Raw genomic sequence first — 18,641 nt, forward strand, 5'->3', positions numbered from 1 at the left:
GCAGCGCTTGCCGGAACCCGCAAACAAGTTCGCCGCGATGCCGGTCTTCGCGCTACATTGGCGTCATTCGCCTTCAGCCGAAGGCCGACCCGGAGTCGAACCATGCAACGCCAGACCGGCAACCTGTTCAGCCTCGAAGGCGCGCGCGGCGACGACGAGCGCGTCGACGTGCTCGTCGCGGGATCGCGCCTGAACGTCGAGCGGATCGTGTCGATGGGGCACACGAGTCCCGATGGATTCTGGTACGACGATTCGCGCGCCGAATGGGTCGTGCTGCTGTCAGGCGCCGCGGTGCTCGAGTTCGAAGCGGACGCGACGCTGCACGACATGCGCCCCGGCGACTACGTGCTGATCGAACCGCATTGCCGGCATCGCGTCGCATGGACGCATCCTGAAGAACGGTCGGTCTGGCTCGCGATCTATCACGATCGATGAGTCGCGCGGGTGTGGCGTCACCCGTTCGCATGCGATGCAATGCCGCCGCATCACGCGTAATCCGGCCCGATCGCGGAGCCGGTCAGTCCTTTCGCGCCCGCGACCTCACAGGTCAACGCACGGGCTCCGCGGAGGCCAGCAAGCTGCGCAGGAACACCATGATCATGTGCCCGATCGGCACTTCGGACAGAATCGACTGTTGCAGCGACAGCCCTTGCGAGAGCCCCATGAACGACACGGCCAGGACGGCCGGCGACTCGGGCGGCACTTTCTTGAATCTGGCGAAAATCTGTTCGATGCAATAGGAGAGGCCGTCGCGGTGGGTGTCCAGCAACGCCTGCGATGCCGTCGCAAAAGCGGGATTGCGACGCCCCTGAAGCTTGAACTCGACGCCCAGCACCGACCACTCGGGCTCGGCATCGACCGTCTGCGACCACACTTCCAGTGCATCCAGTATGTCGTCCCCGGACGCGGACGGGTCGCTCAGCGCCCGGGCGATGTCGGCCACTTGCGTCTTCGAGCGCTCCAGCATCAGTTCGACAAACAACGCTTCCTTGCTCGCGAAATTCGAATAGAACGCGCCCTGCGTGTAGCCGGCCTCGGCCGCGATATCCCTGAGCGACGTGGCGCCGAAGCCGCGCTCGACAAACAGCCGCTTCGCCGCGGCAAGCAAATGCGCGCGGGTCTGCAGTCGACTTTCTTCGCGGGTCAGCCGCGGGGGAAGGGGCGCCATGTTCATGGGCGGAAGGATATCAGTTGATATTTGAGATGGATACCATTACGATGGCATTTCAAATATCACTTGATATGTGAAACGTGGCGCGCGATCGTGCACCTGAATGTCCGCCATGGGCGGGTCGTGGGCGAACGATCGTATCCGCACGCATGCGTCGTCGCGGCGTCGATGTGCGGCGGATGGCCGTTTTCCGTACACCGGGTCGGCCGCGTGACGATCGAGTGAATGCGGCCCTCCCGGGACGTGGTGAAACAGTCCATTAGTCATGCGAATCATATCGCTTCGCATGCGGATGCGAGGCAGGAAGCAGAAGATGAGCGTGAGGAAGACCTATGCGCAGCTCGTGGTGGAGCTGGCGGAACTGGACGAGGAAATCGAGCGCGCCCGCGCACGCGAACGCATCGATGCGATCGCGGAGGTTCACGCGCTGATGGACACCTATGCGATCAAGCATCGCGACCTGGTCGGCCGCAACGGCCGTCGGGGGGCGTACGTCGTGAAAGCCCTGCCGGCGCGCTATCGTGATCCGGCGAGCGGCAAGGAGTGGAGCGGGCGCGGTAACGCGCCGCTTTGGATCCGGGGCAAGGACCGCCGTCAGTTCGTCATAGGCAAGCCCCCGCCGATTGGCAAGAAGACGAGGAGGGGTTGACGGAACATGGGGCGCCCGCACCGTCAGCTGCACGTGTTTATCCCCGTCCGACGAACGGCATCGTCGTCGCCATGATCGTCATGTTCAGGATGTTCGTATCCAGCGGAAGAGTCGCCATCTGAACGACCGCATTCGCGACGTGCGTGACGTCCATCCGCGCCTCGGGCGCCATGCGGCCGTCGGCCTGCAGCACGCCTTCCGTCATGCGATCCGTCAGCGACGTCGCCGCGTTGCCGATGTCGATCTGGCTGCACGCGATGTTGTATGCACGGCCGTCGAGCGCGAGCGACTTGGTGATGCCGGCCACCGCATGCTTGGTGGCCGTGTACGCGATCGTGTTCGGGCGCGGCGTATAGGCGGAGATCGAGCCGTTGTTGATGATCCGGCCACCCTGCGGCGTTTGCGCCTTCATCACGCGCCACGCGGCCCGCGCGCACAGAAAGACGCCCGTGAGGTTCGTCGCGACGACGTCGTTCCATACGTCGAACTCGTGTTCGTCGAGCGGCACGGCCGGCGCATTGCGCCCGGCATTGTTGAAGAGGACGTCCAGCCGCCCGAACCGCTGCGCGATCTGCGCGAATGCGTGTTCGACCGACGCTTCGTCGGTGACGTCGGCCGGAAACGCGTGTGCGTCGCCACCGTCGGCGACGATCGCCTCTTTCGTTTCACGCAGCGAGGCTTCCTTGCGTCCGATCAGCGCGACGGCAAATCCGGCGTTCGCGAGCGCGATTGCCGCGGCACGACCGATGCCGGATCCGGCGCCCGTGACGGCGGCGAACTTCTTCGAGACAGACATGGCTTGATTTCCTGCGGGTTGGGTGAGGAAAGCGGCGGCGGGCGCGCGATGGACCCGCCGCGCCGGTCGAAGCGACATCCTACCGCGCACACCGGATTTCGCGACGCGAGCGGCTATGCCTTGCGCGTCGGCGCGGCCTTGCGTTCGCGCGTTCCGGCTTGCGCGAACAGGCTGACCACGACATCGCGGAGCCACCGGTTGCCTTCATCCTGATTCACGCGCGCATGCCACAGCATGTGGATCGGCGCGCCCGGCAGCGTGACCGGCAACGCGCGCCAGCCGAGCGAAAACGGCGCGGCGAGCTGCAGCGCCAGGTGTTCCGGCACGGTCGCGATCAGGTCGGTGCGCTGCAGGATATAGCCGACGCTCATGAAATGCGGCACCGTCAGCCGCACGCGGCGCTTCACGCGGCGGCGCTTCAGCCATTCGTCCACCTGGCCGTGACCGGTGCCGGCCGACACCACGACGAGATGCTCGGCCGCTCGCCATGCGTCGACGGTCAGCGGCGCGTCCTCGAGAGGATGCCCGCGCCGGAACAGGCACACGTAGCGCTGATCGAACAGCCGGCGCTGATAGAACCCGCCCTGCAACTGCGGCAGCAGGCCGATCGCGAGATCGACGCGGCCGTCGGCCATCTCGTCGGCGAGGTTGACGCTCGTGTTGCGCACCGTATTGAGTGCGATGCCCGGTGCCGTGCGCGACAGGTGTTCGAGCAGCGCGGGCAGGAACACGACTTCGCCGATATCGGTCATCCCGATCGTCATCGTGCGCGATGCGCGCAGCGGATCGAAACCGGTCTCGGGGTTGAGCGCGGCATGCAGCGTCGACAGCGCGTGCGCAACCGGTTCGGCCAGGCGCAGCGCGAACGGTGTCGGCACCACGCCGCCCGGCCCGCGCACGAACAGCGGATCGCCGAGCCGGCGGCGCAGCTTCGCGAGCGCGTTGCTGACGCCCGGCTGGCTCATGTTCATCTGCTCGGCGACGCTCGACACGCGCCGCTCCTGCATCAGTCGCTGAAACAGCAGCAACAGATTGAGGTCGATCTCGCTCAGTTCCATGGTTCCGGGTTGTCTCCGATCATTCCGTTTGGTGATGAGGCAGATTCCCTGCATTTTATTGTGGGATAAGGGGGCGCTGCTGAAAATACCGATACGGCGCTCGCATTCGCCAGGCGCGCCGGGCGGGGCACGCGCACCGCGGTCTCGACCACTCACCATCTGAATATCGGAGACACGTTCATCATGCAGACGAATCTGAGGATCGCGATCGTCGGGGCCGGCATCGGCGGCTTGACGCTGGCGCTTGCATTGCGCGAGCTGGGCATCGACGCGCAACTGTACGAGCAGACCGACGTGCTGCGCGAGGTGGGGGCAGCCGTCGCGCTGTCGGCCAACGCGACGCGCTTCTACGAACGGATGGGATTACGGCCGGCTTTCGACGCGGTGTGCGCGGAGATTCCCGGCCTCGTCTATCGCGACGGGCGCAGCGGCGCGGTGATCGGCCATCATCGCGGCGAACCCGACTATCGCCGGCAGTTCGGCGGCGCGTACTGGGGCGTGCATCGCGCGGACCTGCAGGCGATCCTGTCGAAGGCGGTCGGTGTCGGGCAGATTCATCTCGGCCATCGGCTCGTCGATCTCGCGCAGCATCCGGATCGCGTCACGCTGAGCTTTGCCAACGGCGTACGCGTCGACGCCGATCTCGTGATCGGCGCGGACGGCGCGCGTTCGATCACGCGGCGCTGGATGCTCGGCTACGACGACGTGCTGTATTCGGGGTGCTCGGGCTTTCGCGGCGTGGTGCCGGCCGAGCGGATGGACCTGTTGCCCGATCCCGAGACCATTCAGTTCTGGGTCGGGCCGCACGGCCATCTGCTGCACTATCCGATCGGCGACAACGGCGACCAGAACTTCCTGCTGGTCGAGCGTCATCCGTCGCCGTGGCCGTCGCGCGACTGGGTCATGCCGGCGCAAGAGGGCGAGCAGTTGCGCCTGTTCAAGGACTGGCATCCGGCGGTGGTGCAGATGATCACCGCGATGCCGATCAGCCAGCGCTGGGGGCTGTTCCACCGGCCGCCGCTCGGCCGCTGGAGCCGCGGGCGCGTGACGCTGATCGGCGACGCCGCGCATGCGCTGGTGCCGCATCACGGGCAGGGCGCGAACCAGTCGATCGAGGACGCGATGGTGCTGGCCGCGCAGCTGGCGAAGGCCGGGCGCGGCAACTGGCGCGAGGCGCAGGAAGCGTACGAGCGGCTGCGGCGCGGCCGCACGCGCAAGGTGCAGTACGCGTCGATCTCCGCGGCCGACGTGCTGCATCTGCCCGACGGGCCGGCCGCGCAGGCGCGCAATGCGCGTCTCGGCGAGCGCGACAGCGTGCTGCATCACCTGGACTGGATTCACGATTTCGACGCGCTCGCCGATGAACCGAACGAGCGGCAGGGCGGGACGTGGCTTTGACCTGACAGGCGCGATCAGTGGCAGTGCATCAGGCAACCGGTGCGGCAGTTGCGTGGGGGCGTTCGTCGGGAAGGCCGGCCTTTCTCGTGCAGGCTGGCCAGCCCGGCTGGCCGTCACGCGTAGTCGGCCACCTGTTGCGCGTCGCGCTTGACCTGTTCGATGTCGCGAAACCGCGCGGCCGGATGGGCGTCCGGCAGCCGCGCCGACGCACCGAACAGCTTCTCGCGCAGCGTGCCCGGCGCATATTCGGTCGGATAGACGCCGCGCCGCTGCAACTCCGGCACGAGGTAGCGCACGATGTCCTCGAAGGTTTCGTGCGCAACGGCATACGCGAGATTGAAGCCGTCGACGTCGGTCGCGGCGACCCATTCCTGCAGGATGTCCGCGACGGTCTGCGCTGAGCCGACGAACACGGGCCCCATCCCGCCGATGCCGCCCCACGCGGCCAGTTCCTCGATCGTCCACGCGGTATCGCCGCCGGCCAGATGCTCGACGGCCGACACGATCGCGTTCGTCTCGACGCGCCGGACGGGATCGGTCGGCGCGTACTGGCCGAAATCGATGCCGGTCCAGCCGGACATGAACACGAGCGAGCCGTCGTACGACACATAACGACGGTACTCGTCGAACTTGGCCTGCGCCTTCTCGTCGGTCTCGTCGACGATCACCGTGACGAGGTTGTAGATCAGCACGTCGTGCGGGTCGCGGCCCGCGGCGGCGGCCTGCGCGCGCACGTCGGCGACATAGCGCGCGAGTTGCGGGCGGGTCGGCGCGGCGACGAACACGCATTCGGCGTGCTGCGCGGCGAACGCCTTGCCGGGGCCGGACGCGCCGGCCTGGAACAGCACCGGCGTGCGCTGCGGCGACGGTTCGCACAGGTGATAGCCGGGCACGTCGAAGAAGCGCCCCTTGTGGCCGATCTCGTGCACCTTCTCCGGATGCGTGAACACGCGGCCGTCGCGATCGCGCACGACCGCGCCATCTTCCCAGCTGCCTTCGAACAGCTTGTACAGCACCTCGACGTATTCGGCCGCGACCGCATAGCGGTCGTCATGGGTGCGCAGTCCGTTGTCGCCGACGTTCTTCGCGCCGCTTTCCAGGTACGACGTGACGATATTCCACGCGAGCCGGCCCTTCGTGTGATGGTCGGCGGTCGACAGCCGGCGCGCGAACGTGTACGGATGCTCGAACGTCGTCGACGCGGTGATGCCGATACCGAGATGCTCGGTCGCCATTGCGATCGGCGCGGCGAGCTGCAGCGGATCGTTGACGGGGATCTGCGCGGCCTGGTGCAGCGCGTGGTAGTTGCTGCCCTGGTATACGTCGTAATAGCCGATCACGTCCGCGATGAAGATCGCGTCGAAGATCCCGCGTTCGAGCACGCGGGCGAGATCGGTCCAGTAGTCGAGATCCTTGTACTGCCACGAACGATCGCGCGGATGCGCCCACAGGCCGGGCGACTGATGGCCGACGCAATTCATCTCGAACGCGTTGAAGCGGATGGTCTTGCTCATCGCGCGGCTCCCGTTTCCGTGCTTGCTTGCGCACCTGCACCGTTGCCGACGCGCCAGACGAACGGCGGCGTGCGTCCGTTGATGACCCAGTCGCCGACGATCCGCGCCTTGTAGACGAGCGGATTGTGAGACGACACCGTGCGCGCGTTGCGCCAGTGACGGTCGAGCGCGGTCGTGCTGCGCGTCGCGGATGCGCCGAGCGCGTCGAACAGGCGCGTCGCCGCGCGCAGCACGAGTTCCGACACGACGAGCTGGCTCTGCGCGGATTCGATTTCGGCGGCGACGTTGGCGGCGTGTTCGGCTTCGTCGTCGCCGCCGAAGCGTGCGACGTATGCCTGCTGCAGCGGCTGCGCGGCGCGCAGCGTGAGCGCATCGGCCGCATAGGCCCACGACGCGATTTCGCCGATCACCTGCTGGAGCTGCGCATCGTCGCCGGCGCGCGCGGCGTTGCCGTGGCTGTACACGCGCGTGCGGCCGCGCACGAGCTCGCCCGCGTCGCGCACGATCGCATGGCCGATGCCGGCCAGCGTGGCGACGTGGAACAGCTGGTAGAACGCGGTCTGGTATTTGAAGCGGCGTGCGAAATCGATCACGTGGTCGGCGTCGACCGCCGCATTCTCGAAGCGCGTCGTGCCGCTGCCGGTCGTTTTCTGGCCGAAGCCGTCCCAGTCGTCTTCGAGTATCACGCCGGGCTGCCCGGTGGCGATTGCGACGATCACGTCGCTGCCATCCTCTTCGCGCTGCGCGAACACGTCGATCCAGTCCGCGAACAGGCTGCCGGTGCTGTAGAACTTCCGGCCGTTCAACACGAGCCGGCCGTTCTGCTCCGATACCTTGGTGATCGTCTGGCCGAGCGGAACGTCGCCGGCCTCCGACCACGCATTGCCGACGAGCTGGCCGCTCGCGAAACGATCGAACCACGTCGTGCGCTGCGGCCCGGGCGGCGCGTTCAGCCAGTCCTCGACGAACGCGAAGTGGCCGCGCAACGCTTGCGGCAGATTGGAGTCGGCGGTGGCGAGTTCGGTCAGCAGTCGGAACAGCTGCGGCAGCGACGCGCCGGCGCCGCCGTCACGCACCGGCAGCCGTATCGCGCCGAAGCCGGCGGCCCTGAGCCAGCCGATCGCTTCGTACGGCAGTTCGCGGCGGCGTTCGCGCTCGGCGGTGCCGGCGGCAATCCGGTCGAAGATCGGCCGGAACCGGCTCGCGAGTGCGTCGTAGTCGGTGCCGGTGGACAGTTCGGTATCTGCGTGCGACGAAGTCATGCGGGGTTCCTCGTAGGGCGGGGCCGTTTGCACCGGGAGCCCAGTATAGGAAGCACGACGCGCACGTTCCAATAACGGATTCGCAGATCGTTATCGTCGCTGCGCATTACGCGAACGGCGCCGTGAAACGTCGACGCCAGGGCATCGATTGCGACGCCGAAGCGCGGAAGCGGATGCGGTGCCGTGCGATGTCGTTTGTTATCCGAAGGAATATCGTTACGAGAATCGCTCGGTTTGCCGGCCTGCGGCGCGCTGCTAGATTGAATGCTTTCGTGATTCGACAGGAGAGCCCGATGTCAGATACGAGCGCGACGATTCAGGACCGGCCGGCCGACGCAAGACCGCAGGTGGCCCGCGTGATCGCCGACGACGCGCAGGCGATCGCGGTTGCGCAGGCACTCGCGCAGCGGCTGGCCGAAGGGGCGGCCGAGCGGGACCGCGAGCGCCGGCTGCCGCGCGACGAGATCGAATGGTTCTCGCAGTCGGGGCTGTGGGCGATCACGGTGCCGAAGGCCTACGGCGGCGCGGGCGTCTCGAACGTGACGCTCACCGAGGTGATCAAGATCGTCGCGGCGGCCGATGCGTCGCTCGGGCAGTTGCCGCAGAACCACTTCGGGCTGGTCGACGTGATCGCGCTGACCGGCACCGATGCGCAGAAGCGCCATTTCTTCGCTGAGATCCTGAGCGGCAAGCGCTTCGGCAACGGTTTCTCGGAGAAGGGCACGAAGCACGTGCTCGACCTGAAGACGCGCGTGCGGCGCGACGGCGACGACTATGTCGTCGACGGCACGAAGTTCTATTCGACCGGCGCATTGTTCGCGCATTACGTGCCGGTGCTCGGCCTCGACGATGCGCAGCAGGCGTGGCTCGCCTACATCCCGCAGCCGACGCCGGGGCTGACCGTGATCGACGACTGGTCGGGCTTCGGGCAGCGCACGACCGCGAGCGGCACGGTGGTGCTGGACGGCGTGCGCGTGCCGGCTTCGCATGTGTTGCACGCGCAGCGTGTGTCGGACGAGCCGACGCTCAACGGCCCGCTGTCGCAGATCATCCAGGCGGCGATCGATGCCGGCATCGCGAAGGCCGCGATCGCCGATACGGAGGCGTTCGTGCGCACGCGCACGCGGCCGTGGGTCGACAGCGGCGTCGAACGGGCGGCCGACGATCCGTTGATCGTCCGCGAGATCGGCCGTCTGCATATCCAGCTGCATGCGGCGGAAGCGCTGCTCGAACGCGCGGCGCGCACGCTCGACGAGATCGGCGCGCGCGGCACGGTGACCGACGACGATGTCGCGCGTGCATCGGTCGCGGTCGGCGAGGCGAAGGTGCTGACGACCGAGATCGCGCTGCTCGCGGGCGAGAAGCTGTTCGAGCTGGCGGGCACGCAGTCGACGCTCGCCGAACACAATCTCGACCGGCACTGGCGCAATGCGCGCACGCACACGCTGCACGATCCGGTGCGGTGGAAGTATCACCTCGTCGGCAACTACTACCTGAACGGCGTGCGGCCGGCGCGTCACGCGTGGAATTGAATCGGGCGCGAGGCAGCGCGACAGCGCGGCGCGCGCCTTGCGCCGGCGACGCCGGCGCAGAGTAGGAAGCGGCGTCAGGTGATCGTTGTGCGGTTGCCTGACGCGTCGGCCGGCTCCATTACTTCACGCATTCCAGCGCGTACTTCAACCCCGACCCGAGCACCCCGCGCCACACGTCCCACGTGTGCCCGCCATCGACGATGCGCAGTTCGGCCGGGTTCTGCGCTCGGCGCAGTTGCGTGTACAGCACGCTCGATTCGGCCTGGATCGTCAGGTCGTCGTCGCCGGCCGCGATGAACATCGGCACGCGCCAGTTGCGCGCGAAATAGCCGCGCATCAGGGCCGGGTAGTTCAGCTCGTGCCACACGCGCGGGTCGAACTGCCGGTCGCCGAACACGCCGACATAGCGCGCGGCGGAATTGAGCGGCGGCTCGTTCGCGTAGATCGCGGGGCTCAACAGCATCGCGCCGCAGAACAGGCCCGGTTCGAGCAGCGAGAAACGCAGCGCGCCGAAGCCGCCCATCGACACGCCGCCGATCGCGCGGCCCGCGCGCTGGTTCGACACCGCGAAGTGCGCTTCGACTTCCGGCAGCAGGTCGTTCAGGAACGCGCTCTGCATCTTCTCCTTGCGGTCGACGTACCAGTCGGTGCCGCCTTGCGGCATCACGATCACGACGGGCGGGATCTCGCGGCGTTCGATCAGCGTGTCGGCCGTGGCCTGCAGCCGGCCCTGCGTGATCCAGTCGTTTGCATTGCCGGCATTGCCGTGCAGCAGGTACAGCACCGGGTAGCGCGCGCCTTCCGGGTTGTAGCCGGGCGGCAGGTAGACCGTGTACGACCAGTCGCGCTTGAGCGACGCCGACCGGAACGCGCGCAGCACGACGCTGCTGCCCGGATTCACCGGCGGTTCCTGGGCGGCCGGCGCGACCGTTGCGGGCGGGACGATCGCGGGCGCGGACGTCGCCGGCGCAGCCGCGGGCCCGCCCGGCGTGGCGTGGGCGGTGGCGATGGAGCCGGCGATCAGGGCGACGGCGAACGGAAGGGCGAGTCGGCGCATGGCGAAGCGTTTCAGGAGAGGCGCCCGCTATCGTAGCAGCGGCGCGTGACGGCGCGGCACGTCATCGCCGCGTACGGAACGGGAACGACAGCCGCGACACCAGCGGCGCATAAAGCTTCGCGACGAGATACAGCAGGCCCATCGCGACGACGTCGGCAGCCAGGCCGAGCGGCACGTCGAGATAGCCTTCGGTCGCCTGGTAGAGCAGCGAGTCGACCGCGAGCGAGATGCCGGTGCCGGCGACGAAGCACAGCAGCCCCTGGCGGCCGATCGTGCCGATCCACGGCATCGCGTGCGCGACCTTCTTCATCCACCCGAGGTGCACGAGCTTGGCCGCGAGCCACGCGATCGCGAGGAAGTTCGCGAGCCGCAGCGCGCCGAGGTTCTGCTTGATCGACGGATCGGTCGGGAACGGCTCGACGCGCAGCCGGTAGTACGCGCCGGCCGCGACGATCGCGAGCGATACGGCCGTCAGCAGCCAGCCCTGCGGTTTCGGCGCGAGCGTCTGGTAGACGGGCTGGCAGCGCGCGATCACGCCGAGCACGAACAGGAACTGCCACGCGAACGGGTTGAAGTCCCACGGTGCGCCTTCGACGGTCGGCAAGAAGCGCGCGACGTGCGGCGCCGCGTACCAGAGCGAGCCGCTGAACGCGAGCATCAGCCACGGCTGGGTGCGCGCGAGCGGCAGCGCGAGCGGGACGAGCAGCGCGAAGAACGCATACATCGGCAGCACCGACGCGAGATACGGCTGGCGGCGGAACAGCAGGATGTCGCGCAGCGCGGCGAGCGGCTTGTGGAGCAGGCCGTCGAGATCGTTGGTCGGCATGTTAGGGCCGTCGATCGAGAACGCGTTCAGCACGGCGGTGATCAGCAGCATCAGGCCGGCCGTCACGAGGAATGCGCGGTAGATCTCGAACGCACGGCGGATGAAACGCTGGCGCGCAGCGGCCTCGTCGTGGCGCTCGGCGAGCGAGTTGTAGGCGATGGCGGTCGCGAAACCGCCAAGGAACACGAACACCTCGGCCGCATCGCACAGCGCGTACGCATGCAGCGTCACGCGCGACAGGATGCTGCCGCCGATGTGATCGACGACGATCACCAGCAGCACGAGGCCGCGGAAGAAATCGAGTTCGGCGTAGCGGCCGGCCCGGGCGGCGGCGGTCATCGGGCCGCCTCCCGGCGCGCGCCGCGTGCGCGGCCGGCACCTGCCGCGCATGAATCGGGGTGAAGCATGAATTCGTGAAGAAATGACGAACGGATGCGCATTGTGCCACCGATGCGGTGCCGTCCGGGTTTACGCGGATAGCGGGCCGGCCGGCCGCTGCCGATAAGCGTGCTCATGGCATCGGAAGAACAGGGCAGTTGGACGAGCGCAACGCTTTGCTGGCCGCGCCCACGCCCCGATGGACGGGCGGTTTGCGACGTGACACCATTTTGTCCTCGCGGCCGCACACCGCGCAGTCCGCCCTGCGGGCCACCTCTATAAAACAGACCAAACAATCGCCGGGCGAATGGCCTGTCCGGCACCCGGCTCCGGAGATCCGTCATGAAGAAGCACGTCATTTTTGCCGCCGCGCTGGCCGCTTTCGCCGCGCCGGCCTTCGCGCAGGACAGCGTGACGCTGTACGGCCTGATCGACGAGGGCTTCAACTACACGAACAACGTGAGCGTGAACGGGGTCGGAAAAACGAATTACCAGCTCGCGAGCGGCTATGCGCAGGGCAGCCGCTGGGGCCTGAAGGGCAGCGAGGATCTCGGCGGCGGGCTGAAGGCGATCTTCACGCTGGAAAACGGCTTCGACGTGAACAACGGCCGGTTCAACCAGGGCGGCCGGATGTTCGGCCGCCAGGCGTTCGTCGGGCTGAGCGCGTCGCGCTTCGGCACGCTGACCTTCGGCCGCCAGTACGATGCGGTCGTCGACTATCTCGCGCCGCTCACCGCGAACGGCAACTGGGGCGGCACGCTGTTCTCGCACCCGTTCGACAACGACAACACGGACAACTCGTTCCGCGTCAACAACACGGTCAAGTACGCGAGCCCCGACTGGAACGGGCTGTCGTTCGGCGGCACCTACAGCTTCAGCAACAGCACGGGCTTCTCGACCAACCGCCAGTACAGCATCGGCGCGCAGTATTCGCTGGCCGGGCTGCAGGTCGCGGCCGCGTATCTGCAGGCGAACAGCCCGGGCGTCGGCAATGCGGGCGCGATCGCGGCCGACGACGCGAACTTCGTCGCCGACCGCCTGCGGATTTTCGGCGGCGGCATCAACTATACGTTCGGTCCGGCGACGGTCGGCTTCGTCTATACGAAGACCGACGTGAAGAACCCGGTGTCGACCGTCTACCTGCCGGCGTCGACGTTCGACGGCCTCGGGCTCACGGCGACCAGGTTCCAGAACTTCGAGATCAACGGCAAGTACCAGCTCACGCCCGATTTCTATCTCGGCGCGCAGTACGTGTATACCGACGGCAAGTTCGACGCCGCGGCCGGCTCGTTCAAGCCGAAATATCACACGGTCGGGCTGATGGCCGACTACAGCCTGTCCAAGCGCACCGACGTCTACCTGCAGGGCGCATGGCAGAAGGTCGCCGGCGACAAGACGGGCACCGCGGCCGACGGCGGCTACGTGGTCGGGACGGACGGTCCGTCGTCGTCGGCGAACCAGTTCGCGGTGCGCGCCGCGATCCGCCACAAGTTCTGAGTGCCCTTGACCGGCCGGCGCCCGGGGTGGGTTGCCCCGGTGCCGGCCGTCGTCATTGTGCCCGGTGCGCGTCGTCGAGCGTGTGCGCGAGCCAGTCGACGAAGATCCGCACGCGCGGCGCCAGATGCCGGCTGTTCGGAAACACGACCGACACCGGCAGCGGCGCCGCATGCCATTCGGGCAGCACCTCGACCAGCGAGCCGTCTTCCAGCAGCGGCGCGAGCCCGTCGCGCGGCGCCTGGATCAGCCCGAGGCCCGCGAGGCAGCACGCGAGATACGCGTGCGAGCTGTTCACCGCAACCACGCTGCGCATCTTCACGGTCTGCAGCGCGCCGGAATCCATGTCCGCATATTCCCAGTCCAGCTCGCGGCCCGTGCGGCTCGAGAAATAGCCGACCGCGACGTGGTCGGGCAGATCGTCCGGCGAGCGCGGCGTGCCGTATCGCGCAAGATACGCGGGTGACGCGCAGTTGATCTGTGCCATCTCGCCGACGCGCCGCGCGACCAGCGACGTGTCGGACAGCACGCCGACCCGCACCGCGCAGTCGATCCCGTCGGCGACGAGATCGACGAAGCGGTCGGTCGTGCTCAGCACCACGCGCAGGTCGGGATAGCGTGCGTGGAAATCCGGCAGCGCCGGAATCACCTTGTCCAGTGCAAAGCGCTCGGGGAGGTCGACGCGGATCAGGCCGCGCGGCGACGCACCGGCATCGTCGAACAGCGTCTCGGCGTCGTCCAGGTCGGCCAGCAGCCGCGTGCAGCGCTCGTAGTAGGTCGCGCCTTCCGCGGTCAGCGCGACGCGCCGCGTCGTCCGCTGCAACAGGCGCACCTTCAGGTGCTTCTCCAGGTACTGGACGGCATTGCTGACGGTCGGGCGCGGCAATTGCAACTGCTCGGCGGCTTTCGTGAAGCTGCCGAGGTGAGCGACGCGCGCAAAGATGCGCATTGCATGCAGATGGTCCATGCGGGGCGGAAACGTGGCGGATCGGGAAAGGCTCCATTGTTAATCAGCGTCGAATGATTTGGTTGGGCGTTTCGTGTTTATCGCGCGCCGCGTTACGCCCAGAATCCGGTTCATTCACTCACCACCGCGAGGAAACGGACATGGACAAGCGTCAACTGGGCCGCACGGGCCCGCAGGTATCGGCGATCGGGCTCGGCTGCATGGGGATGTCGGATCTCTACGGGCCGGCGGATCGCGACGAAAGCATCGCGACGCTGCACGCGGCGCTCGACAACGGGATCACGCTGCTCGATACGGGCGACTTCTACGGGATGGGCGACAACGAGATGCTGATCCGCGACGCGCTGCGCGGCCGCACGCGCGACCAGGTGCTGATCAGCGTGAAGTTCGGCGCGCTGCGCGATCCGGCCGGCGCGTTCGTCGGCTACGACGCGCGGCCGCAGGCGATCCGTAATTTCGTCGCGTATTCGCTGAAGCGGCTCGGCACCGACCACATCGACATCTACCGGCCGGCGCGCGTCGATCCGGCGGTGCCGATCGAAGAGACGGTCGGGGCGATCGCCGATCTCGTGAAGGCCGGCTACGTGCGCCACATCGGCCTGTCGGAGGTCGGTGCCGACACGATCCGCCGCGCGGCGACCGTCGCGCCGATCGCCGACCTGCAGATCGAATACTCGCTGCTGTCGCGCGGGATCGAGACGGACATCCTGCCGGTGTGCCGCGAACTCGGGATCGGCGTGACGGCCTACGGCGTGCTGTCGCGCGGGCTGCTCGGCGGCGGCTGGAGCGCGGCGCGGCAGGGCGAGCGCGATTTCCGCGCGGCCAGCCCGCGGTTCCAGGGCGAGAACCTCGCGCACAACCTCGCGCTGGTCGACGCGCTGCGCGCGATCGCCGACGAGAAGGGCAGCAACCCGGCGCAGATCGCGATCGCGTGGGCGCTGTCGCGCGGCGACGACATCGTGCCGCTGATCGGCGCACGCAAGCGCACGCAACTCCAGGACGCGCTTCAGGCATCTAAATTGCAACTAACGGTCGATGATCTCGCCCGCATCGAAACGGCGGTGCCCGCCGGGGCGGCTGCCGGCGAGCGTTATCCGGCCGCGCAGATGGCGCACCTCGACAGCGAGCAGGGACGGGGGCCGGCGCACGGTGCCTGAACGGCGCGCATGGTGGGGCGACGGGGCGACGGGGCAACGGGCACCGGGCAACGCGCACCGGGCAACGGGGCGATGAGGCGATGAGGCGATGAGGCGATGAGGCGATGAGGCGATGAGGCGATGGGTGGCGGGGTAGCGGGGTGACAGGCCCCGCCGGGCGGGCCCGAGCCAGCCTCAGGCAAAGCCAGATGGCCGACGGCGTGACGGTGGTTCACCATCGGCGCCGTATTCAACCGGACCGAACCCCCGCCATGCAAACGCATACGCTGACGATCATCGTGCTGGTCTTTCTGCTCGCCGGCGCGGTCAAGGGCATGATCGGCCTCGGCCTGCCGACGATCGCGATGGGGCTGCTGACGCTCGCGATGCCGCCGTCGGCCGCCGCGAGCCTGCTGCTCGTGCCGTCGTTCATCACCAACGTGTGGCAGTTGTGGCTCGGCCCGTCGTTCCGGCCATTGCTGCGGCGTTTGTGGCCGCTGCTCGCCGGGCTGACGCTCGGCACGCTGACGGGCGGGCTGCCCGCGCTCGCGGCCGCCAGCGCATGGACCCGTGCGGCACTCGGCATCGTGCTGGTCGCATACGGCGGCTGGGGGCTCGCCGCCGCGCGGCTGCCCGCGCCGGGCCGTCACGAAAAGTGGCTGTCGGCCGCGGTCGGCTACCTGACGGGCGTCGTGACGGCCGCGACCGGCGTGTTCGTCGTGCCGGCCGTGCCGTACCTGCAGGCGCTGCGCCTGTCGAAGGACGACCTGATCCAGGCGCTCGGGTTGTCGTTTACCGCGTCGACGATCACGCTCGGCCTGCAGTTGCGCGTGACGGGCGCGCTGCAGACGGTCGATCTCGGCGTATCGGCGCTGGCACTCGTGCCGGCGCTCGCGGGGATGATCGGCGGGCAGTACGCGCGGCGCGTGATGAGCGAGAAGGCGTTCAAGCGCTGCTTCTTCGTCGGGATGATCGCGCTCGGCGCCTATATGGCCGTTTCGGCGTGGCGGTGAGCGGGCATTGCCGACACGCGCGATGCGCGCCCGGCGTGAATGCCACGAAGCCGGTTTCGAAAGCCGGCTTCGAGGACGCTCACGGAACGGCGGCCATGCCGCTCAGGCCGGGTCGGCGTATTTCAGCGTCCACCCGAACGTGCGGGTGGCGCCCGCACCGAGCGCGAACGGACTGGTCTTGCACGCGAAGTTCGAATGCAGCTGGCCGATCGGCGTCGTCGACAGCGGGTTCGTTGCGCCGTTGACCGTGTCGAAGGCGGACAGCGCGCAGTTGTCGAACCCGGACGCCGCATAGCCGGTCGCGGCGCTGTTCGCGTACGTCACCGACACGCCGTCGCCGTTGGCCTGCGTCGACGCGAAATCCGCGAACGACGTGAAGTCCGTCTCGACCGCGAGGTTGCCCGTGAGCGTGCCTGAACTCAGCGTATCGCTGCGCGAGACGGTGCCGTGCGCGAACGTCAGCACCGTATGCACCTGCAGGTCGAGATCCGTCGTGTATGCCGCGTTCTTCGATGCGAGACGGAACTTCGTCGTATCGAACGACACGATCACCCGGCCGTTGCTTTGCTGCACGTTCAGGTTCTTGTAGTACGTGACGGGAATGTACGTCTTTGCGTTGTACGTCACCTGCGGCACCAACAGCGCATAGCCGAGATCGGTCGTGCCGTAGATCAGCTTGTCCGAGAACGGCACCGGGTAGTACGGCGTGTACGAGTTGTAGTCGGGCGCCTGGCTCAGGTTCAGGTTGATCACGCGCCGGCCGTCGCGCACGGTGAGCAGCGCGGCGCTGTACGGATGGGCGGCATCGGTCGGCTGGTTGTACCAGGTCAGCGTGTAGCGCGGCAGCGCGTCGAGCCATGCGCCGTAGTCCGCATCGGCCATCGGCGCCTTCCCGCCGAAGCCGAGCTTGTTCCACCACGCGTTCACGTACAGGTACTGGTGCAGCAGGCTGAAATTCTCGCCCATCACGCGCGGCTTGCCGCGATACGCGTCGGTGCCGCGGCCCTTGACCCACATGTTCACCGACGGCGTCGGCAGCGACGGGTCGTACCAGTACGTGTCGAAACGATGCGCGGCCTGGTAGATGAACGCATACGCGACCTGCTTCTCCTGGTCGGTCAGCACGCCGGCGTTGGCGGCGGCCGTCAGCACCTCCATGAACGCGGAATCACCGTACGGACCGATCGAGCGACCGTAGTTGAAGCCCTGGCCGTTGGCGTTCAGCTGCGGCAGGATCAGGTCGACCGACTTGCGCAGATAGCCCTTCAGTTCGGGCGTGAGATTCGCCACGTTGTCCATCTCGAACGTGCGCTCGACCACTTCACCGATCAGCAGCGTGCTGTAGCGGTCGAAGCGCGCCTGGTCGTAGTAGGTCGTGTGCGTGTTCGACGCTTCGTCGGAGAACCCGCCCGACGAATCCCTGCGGATGTGGTTCGTCAGTGTGTACAGCAGCGCATCGCGCGCCCCCATCGTCGCGACGGCCGGATCGGTCGCCGACGAGAACGACGGATTGCTCCAGCCGAGTTTCTGCCGCAGGCCGGCAATTCCGTAGGACACCGCATAGTAGTTCTGCGCGGTGTTGAGCGACGCGATGTCGATCGGCGTGCCGGCGGCCGGGCAGGTGCTGGTCTTGCCGCTCGCATCGGGGCCGAACATGTCGCAGAAGGTGAGCCGTTGCTGCAGCGTCGCGAGCATCGCGTCGCTGAAGACTTCGTTGAGCATGCCGTGCGCCTTCAGGTTGTTCAGCGCGACGAGGTAGTAGTACTCGCCCCATGACGTGTTCGCATACGTGTAGTTGCTGCCCGACTGCGCCATCATCGCGGTCGTGATCGTCTGGTACGTCGCGAGGTAGCTCGCGTATTGCGGATCGCCCTTCGACTTCATGTCGATCAGGATGTACGACAGGCCGAGCGCGAGCTTGCCGGGCAGGAATTTGTCGCCGGTGTTCGTGTCGAGCACGTGAACCGGCGAACCGTCGCCGAGATCCATGACGACCTGCGTGAAGTCGGGCGACTTCCGGATCAGGTCGAACAGCGCGCGCATCTGGCCCATCATCGTGGCCGGAATGGTCGTGCCGGCCGGCACGCTGGTGTCGGGTGCGCCGTAGACGAGCGCCTGCAGCGAGTTCGGTGCGAGCGCGGGTGTCGACGACGGGGGCGACGAGGGTGGCGGGGCGGTCACGTCGTTGCCGCCGCATGCGCTGACGAACAGGACGGAAAAGGCGCTGAGCGCGGCGCCGAGCGCGAATCTGCTGCGCGTATGCATTGTGTCTCCAGGTTCGAATGGTAATGAAGGGCGGGCGGGTTCAACCGTTGCCGCGCTCGACGCCCGACCCGGCCTCCGTCTCGCAACCCTGATCCCTGTGGACGGACGGCTTGAATCACTACTCG

At 67.6% G+C, this 18,641-nt stretch carries 16 protein-coding genes; 7 read left to right on the forward strand and 9 right to left on the reverse strand.

Annotated elements, in window-relative coordinates; genetic code table 11:
- Positions 1-102: 102 nt before the first annotated feature.
- Positions 103-435 (forward strand): cupin domain-containing protein, encoded by a 333-nt coding sequence (locus U4Z64_RS00610; RefSeq protein ID WP_044843221.1) that lies wholly within the window; start codon positions 103-105, stop codon positions 433-435.
- A gap of 112 nt (positions 436-547) precedes the next feature.
- Here U4Z64_RS00610 and U4Z64_RS00615 read toward each other — a convergent pair whose 3' ends face one another.
- Positions 548-1,174, reverse strand: a complete 627-nt coding sequence (locus tag U4Z64_RS00615) for a helix-turn-helix domain-containing protein (RefSeq protein WP_321818926.1) — start codon at positions 1,172-1,174, stop codon at positions 548-550.
- A gap of 310 nt (positions 1,175-1,484) precedes the next feature.
- Between U4Z64_RS00615 and U4Z64_RS00620 the strand changes: the two genes are divergently transcribed.
- Entirely contained in the window at positions 1,485-1,820 is a 336-nt protein-coding gene (locus U4Z64_RS00620; RefSeq protein WP_321811642.1) for an H-NS histone family protein, read from the forward strand.
- Positions 1,821-1,857: 37 nt separating this feature from the next.
- Here the strand turns inward: U4Z64_RS00620 and U4Z64_RS00625 are convergent, their stop codons facing one another.
- Together U4Z64_RS00625 and U4Z64_RS00630 are read right to left on the reverse strand one after the other, a co-directional pair.
- Positions 1,858-2,616 carry an SDR family oxidoreductase gene (locus U4Z64_RS00625; RefSeq protein ID WP_321818927.1) on the reverse strand — a complete coding sequence of 253 codons (759 nt, stop codon included), beginning with the start codon at positions 2,614-2,616 and terminating at the stop codon, positions 1,858-1,860.
- Between the two features lie 113 nt (positions 2,617-2,729).
- The gene (locus tag U4Z64_RS00630) at positions 2,730-3,674 is read right to left on the reverse strand and encodes a LysR family transcriptional regulator (protein WP_321818928.1); all 945 of its coding nucleotides are present in this window, start codon (positions 3,672-3,674) and stop codon (positions 2,730-2,732) included.
- Between the two features lie 183 nt (positions 3,675-3,857).
- On the opposite strand from U4Z64_RS00630, the gene U4Z64_RS00635 reads away from it, so the two are divergent.
- Entirely contained in the window at positions 3,858-5,072 is a 1,215-nt protein-coding gene (locus U4Z64_RS00635; RefSeq protein ID WP_321818929.1) for an FAD-dependent monooxygenase, read from the forward strand.
- A gap of 113 nt (positions 5,073-5,185) precedes the next feature.
- On the opposite strand, the gene U4Z64_RS00640 is transcribed toward U4Z64_RS00635, so the two are convergent.
- Together U4Z64_RS00640 and U4Z64_RS00645 are read right to left on the reverse strand one after the other, a co-directional pair.
- Positions 5,186-6,586 (reverse strand): LLM class flavin-dependent oxidoreductase, encoded by a 1,401-nt coding sequence (locus U4Z64_RS00640; RefSeq protein WP_124520711.1) that lies wholly within the window; start codon positions 6,584-6,586, stop codon positions 5,186-5,188.
- Entirely contained in the window at positions 6,583-7,848 is a 1,266-nt protein-coding gene (locus tag U4Z64_RS00645; protein WP_321818930.1) for an acyl-CoA dehydrogenase family protein, read from the reverse strand. The genes U4Z64_RS00640 and U4Z64_RS00645 overlap by 4 nt, the downstream gene beginning before the upstream one ends.
- A 293-nt stretch (positions 7,849-8,141) precedes the next feature.
- Here U4Z64_RS00645 and U4Z64_RS00650 point away from each other — a divergent pair, with 293 nt between their 5' ends.
- Positions 8,142-9,380, forward strand: a complete 1,239-nt coding sequence (locus tag U4Z64_RS00650) for an SfnB family sulfur acquisition oxidoreductase (RefSeq protein ID WP_321818931.1) — start codon at positions 8,142-8,144, stop codon at positions 9,378-9,380.
- Between the two features lie 118 nt (positions 9,381-9,498).
- Here the strand turns inward: U4Z64_RS00650 and U4Z64_RS00655 are convergent, their stop codons facing one another.
- Together U4Z64_RS00655 and U4Z64_RS00660 are read right to left on the reverse strand one after the other, a co-directional pair.
- Positions 9,499-10,437 (reverse strand): alpha/beta hydrolase, encoded by a 939-nt coding sequence (locus U4Z64_RS00655; RefSeq protein ID WP_124488130.1) that lies wholly within the window; start codon positions 10,435-10,437, stop codon positions 9,499-9,501.
- Positions 10,438-10,498: 61 nt separating this feature from the next.
- The gene (locus tag U4Z64_RS00660; RefSeq protein WP_044843341.1) at positions 10,499-11,602 is read right to left on the reverse strand and encodes an OpgC domain-containing protein; all 1,104 of its coding nucleotides are present in this window, start codon (positions 11,600-11,602) and stop codon (positions 10,499-10,501) included.
- Positions 11,603-11,983: 381 nt separating this feature from the next.
- Between U4Z64_RS00660 and U4Z64_RS00665 the strand changes: the two genes are divergently transcribed.
- Positions 11,984-13,138 (forward strand): porin, encoded by a 1,155-nt coding sequence (locus U4Z64_RS00665; RefSeq protein ID WP_044843230.1) that lies wholly within the window; start codon positions 11,984-11,986, stop codon positions 13,136-13,138.
- 52 nt (positions 13,139-13,190) lie between these two features.
- Here U4Z64_RS00665 and U4Z64_RS00670 read toward each other — a convergent pair whose 3' ends face one another.
- Positions 13,191-14,102 carry a LysR family transcriptional regulator gene (locus U4Z64_RS00670; protein WP_321818932.1) on the reverse strand — a complete coding sequence of 304 codons (912 nt, stop codon included), beginning with the start codon at positions 14,100-14,102 and terminating at the stop codon, positions 13,191-13,193.
- A gap of 140 nt (positions 14,103-14,242) precedes the next feature.
- Between U4Z64_RS00670 and U4Z64_RS00675 the strand changes: the two genes are divergently transcribed.
- Positions 14,243-15,259 carry an aldo/keto reductase gene (locus U4Z64_RS00675; RefSeq protein ID WP_321818933.1) on the forward strand — a complete coding sequence of 339 codons (1,017 nt, stop codon included), beginning with the start codon at positions 14,243-14,245 and terminating at the stop codon, positions 15,257-15,259.
- A gap of 251 nt (positions 15,260-15,510) precedes the next feature.
- Positions 15,511-16,251 carry a sulfite exporter TauE/SafE family protein gene (locus U4Z64_RS00680; RefSeq protein WP_321818934.1) on the forward strand — a complete coding sequence of 247 codons (741 nt, stop codon included), beginning with the start codon at positions 15,511-15,513 and terminating at the stop codon, positions 16,249-16,251.
- A gap of 102 nt (positions 16,252-16,353) precedes the next feature.
- Here the strand turns inward: U4Z64_RS00680 and U4Z64_RS00685 are convergent, their stop codons facing one another.
- Positions 16,354-18,516 carry a hypothetical protein gene (locus U4Z64_RS00685; RefSeq protein WP_321818935.1) on the reverse strand — a complete coding sequence of 721 codons (2,163 nt, stop codon included), beginning with the start codon at positions 18,514-18,516 and terminating at the stop codon, positions 16,354-16,356.
- Positions 18,517-18,641: the final 125 nt, after the last annotated feature.

It is taken from the genome of Burkholderia sp. BCC1996 (assembly GCF_905339955.1).
Lineage (GTDB): Bacteria > Pseudomonadota > Gammaproteobacteria > Burkholderiales > Burkholderiaceae > Burkholderia.

Coding starts and splice junctions, on each gene's coding strand:
- U4Z64_RS00615 (WP_321818926.1), bottom strand. CDS start 1,174: ATGAACATGGCGCCCCTTCCCCCGCGGCTGACCCGCGAAGAAAGTCGA.
- U4Z64_RS00675 (WP_321818933.1), top strand. CDS start 14,243: ATGGACAAGCGTCAACTGGGCCGCACGGGCCCGCAGGTATCGGCGATC.
- U4Z64_RS00685 (WP_321818935.1), bottom strand. CDS start 18,516: ATGCATACGCGCAGCAGATTCGCGCTCGGCGCCGCGCTCAGCGCCTTT.
- U4Z64_RS00680 (WP_321818934.1), top strand. CDS start 15,511: ATGCAAACGCATACGCTGACGATCATCGTGCTGGTCTTTCTGCTCGCC.
- U4Z64_RS00610 (WP_044843221.1), top strand. CDS start 103: ATGCAACGCCAGACCGGCAACCTGTTCAGCCTCGAAGGCGCGCGCGGC.
- U4Z64_RS00655 (WP_124488130.1), bottom strand. CDS start 10,437: ATGCGCCGACTCGCCCTTCCGTTCGCCGTCGCCCTGATCGCCGGCTCC.
- U4Z64_RS00630 (WP_321818928.1), bottom strand. CDS start 3,674: ATGGAACTGAGCGAGATCGACCTCAATCTGTTGCTGCTGTTTCAGCGA.
- U4Z64_RS00665 (WP_044843230.1), top strand. CDS start 11,984: ATGAAGAAGCACGTCATTTTTGCCGCCGCGCTGGCCGCTTTCGCCGCG.
- U4Z64_RS00650 (WP_321818931.1), top strand. CDS start 8,142: ATGTCAGATACGAGCGCGACGATTCAGGACCGGCCGGCCGACGCAAGA.
- U4Z64_RS00620 (WP_321811642.1), top strand. CDS start 1,485: ATGAGCGTGAGGAAGACCTATGCGCAGCTCGTGGTGGAGCTGGCGGAA.
- U4Z64_RS00640 (WP_124520711.1), bottom strand. CDS start 6,586: ATGAGCAAGACCATCCGCTTCAACGCGTTCGAGATGAATTGCGTCGGC.
- U4Z64_RS00635 (WP_321818929.1), top strand. CDS start 3,858: ATGCAGACGAATCTGAGGATCGCGATCGTCGGGGCCGGCATCGGCGGC.
- U4Z64_RS00645 (WP_321818930.1), bottom strand. CDS start 7,848: ATGACTTCGTCGCACGCAGATACCGAACTGTCCACCGGCACCGACTAC.
- U4Z64_RS00670 (WP_321818932.1), bottom strand. CDS start 14,102: ATGGACCATCTGCATGCAATGCGCATCTTTGCGCGCGTCGCTCACCTC.
- U4Z64_RS00660 (WP_044843341.1), bottom strand. CDS start 11,602: ATGACCGCCGCCGCCCGGGCCGGCCGCTACGCCGAACTCGATTTCTTC.
- U4Z64_RS00625 (WP_321818927.1), bottom strand. CDS start 2,616: ATGTCTGTCTCGAAGAAGTTCGCCGCCGTCACGGGCGCCGGATCCGGC.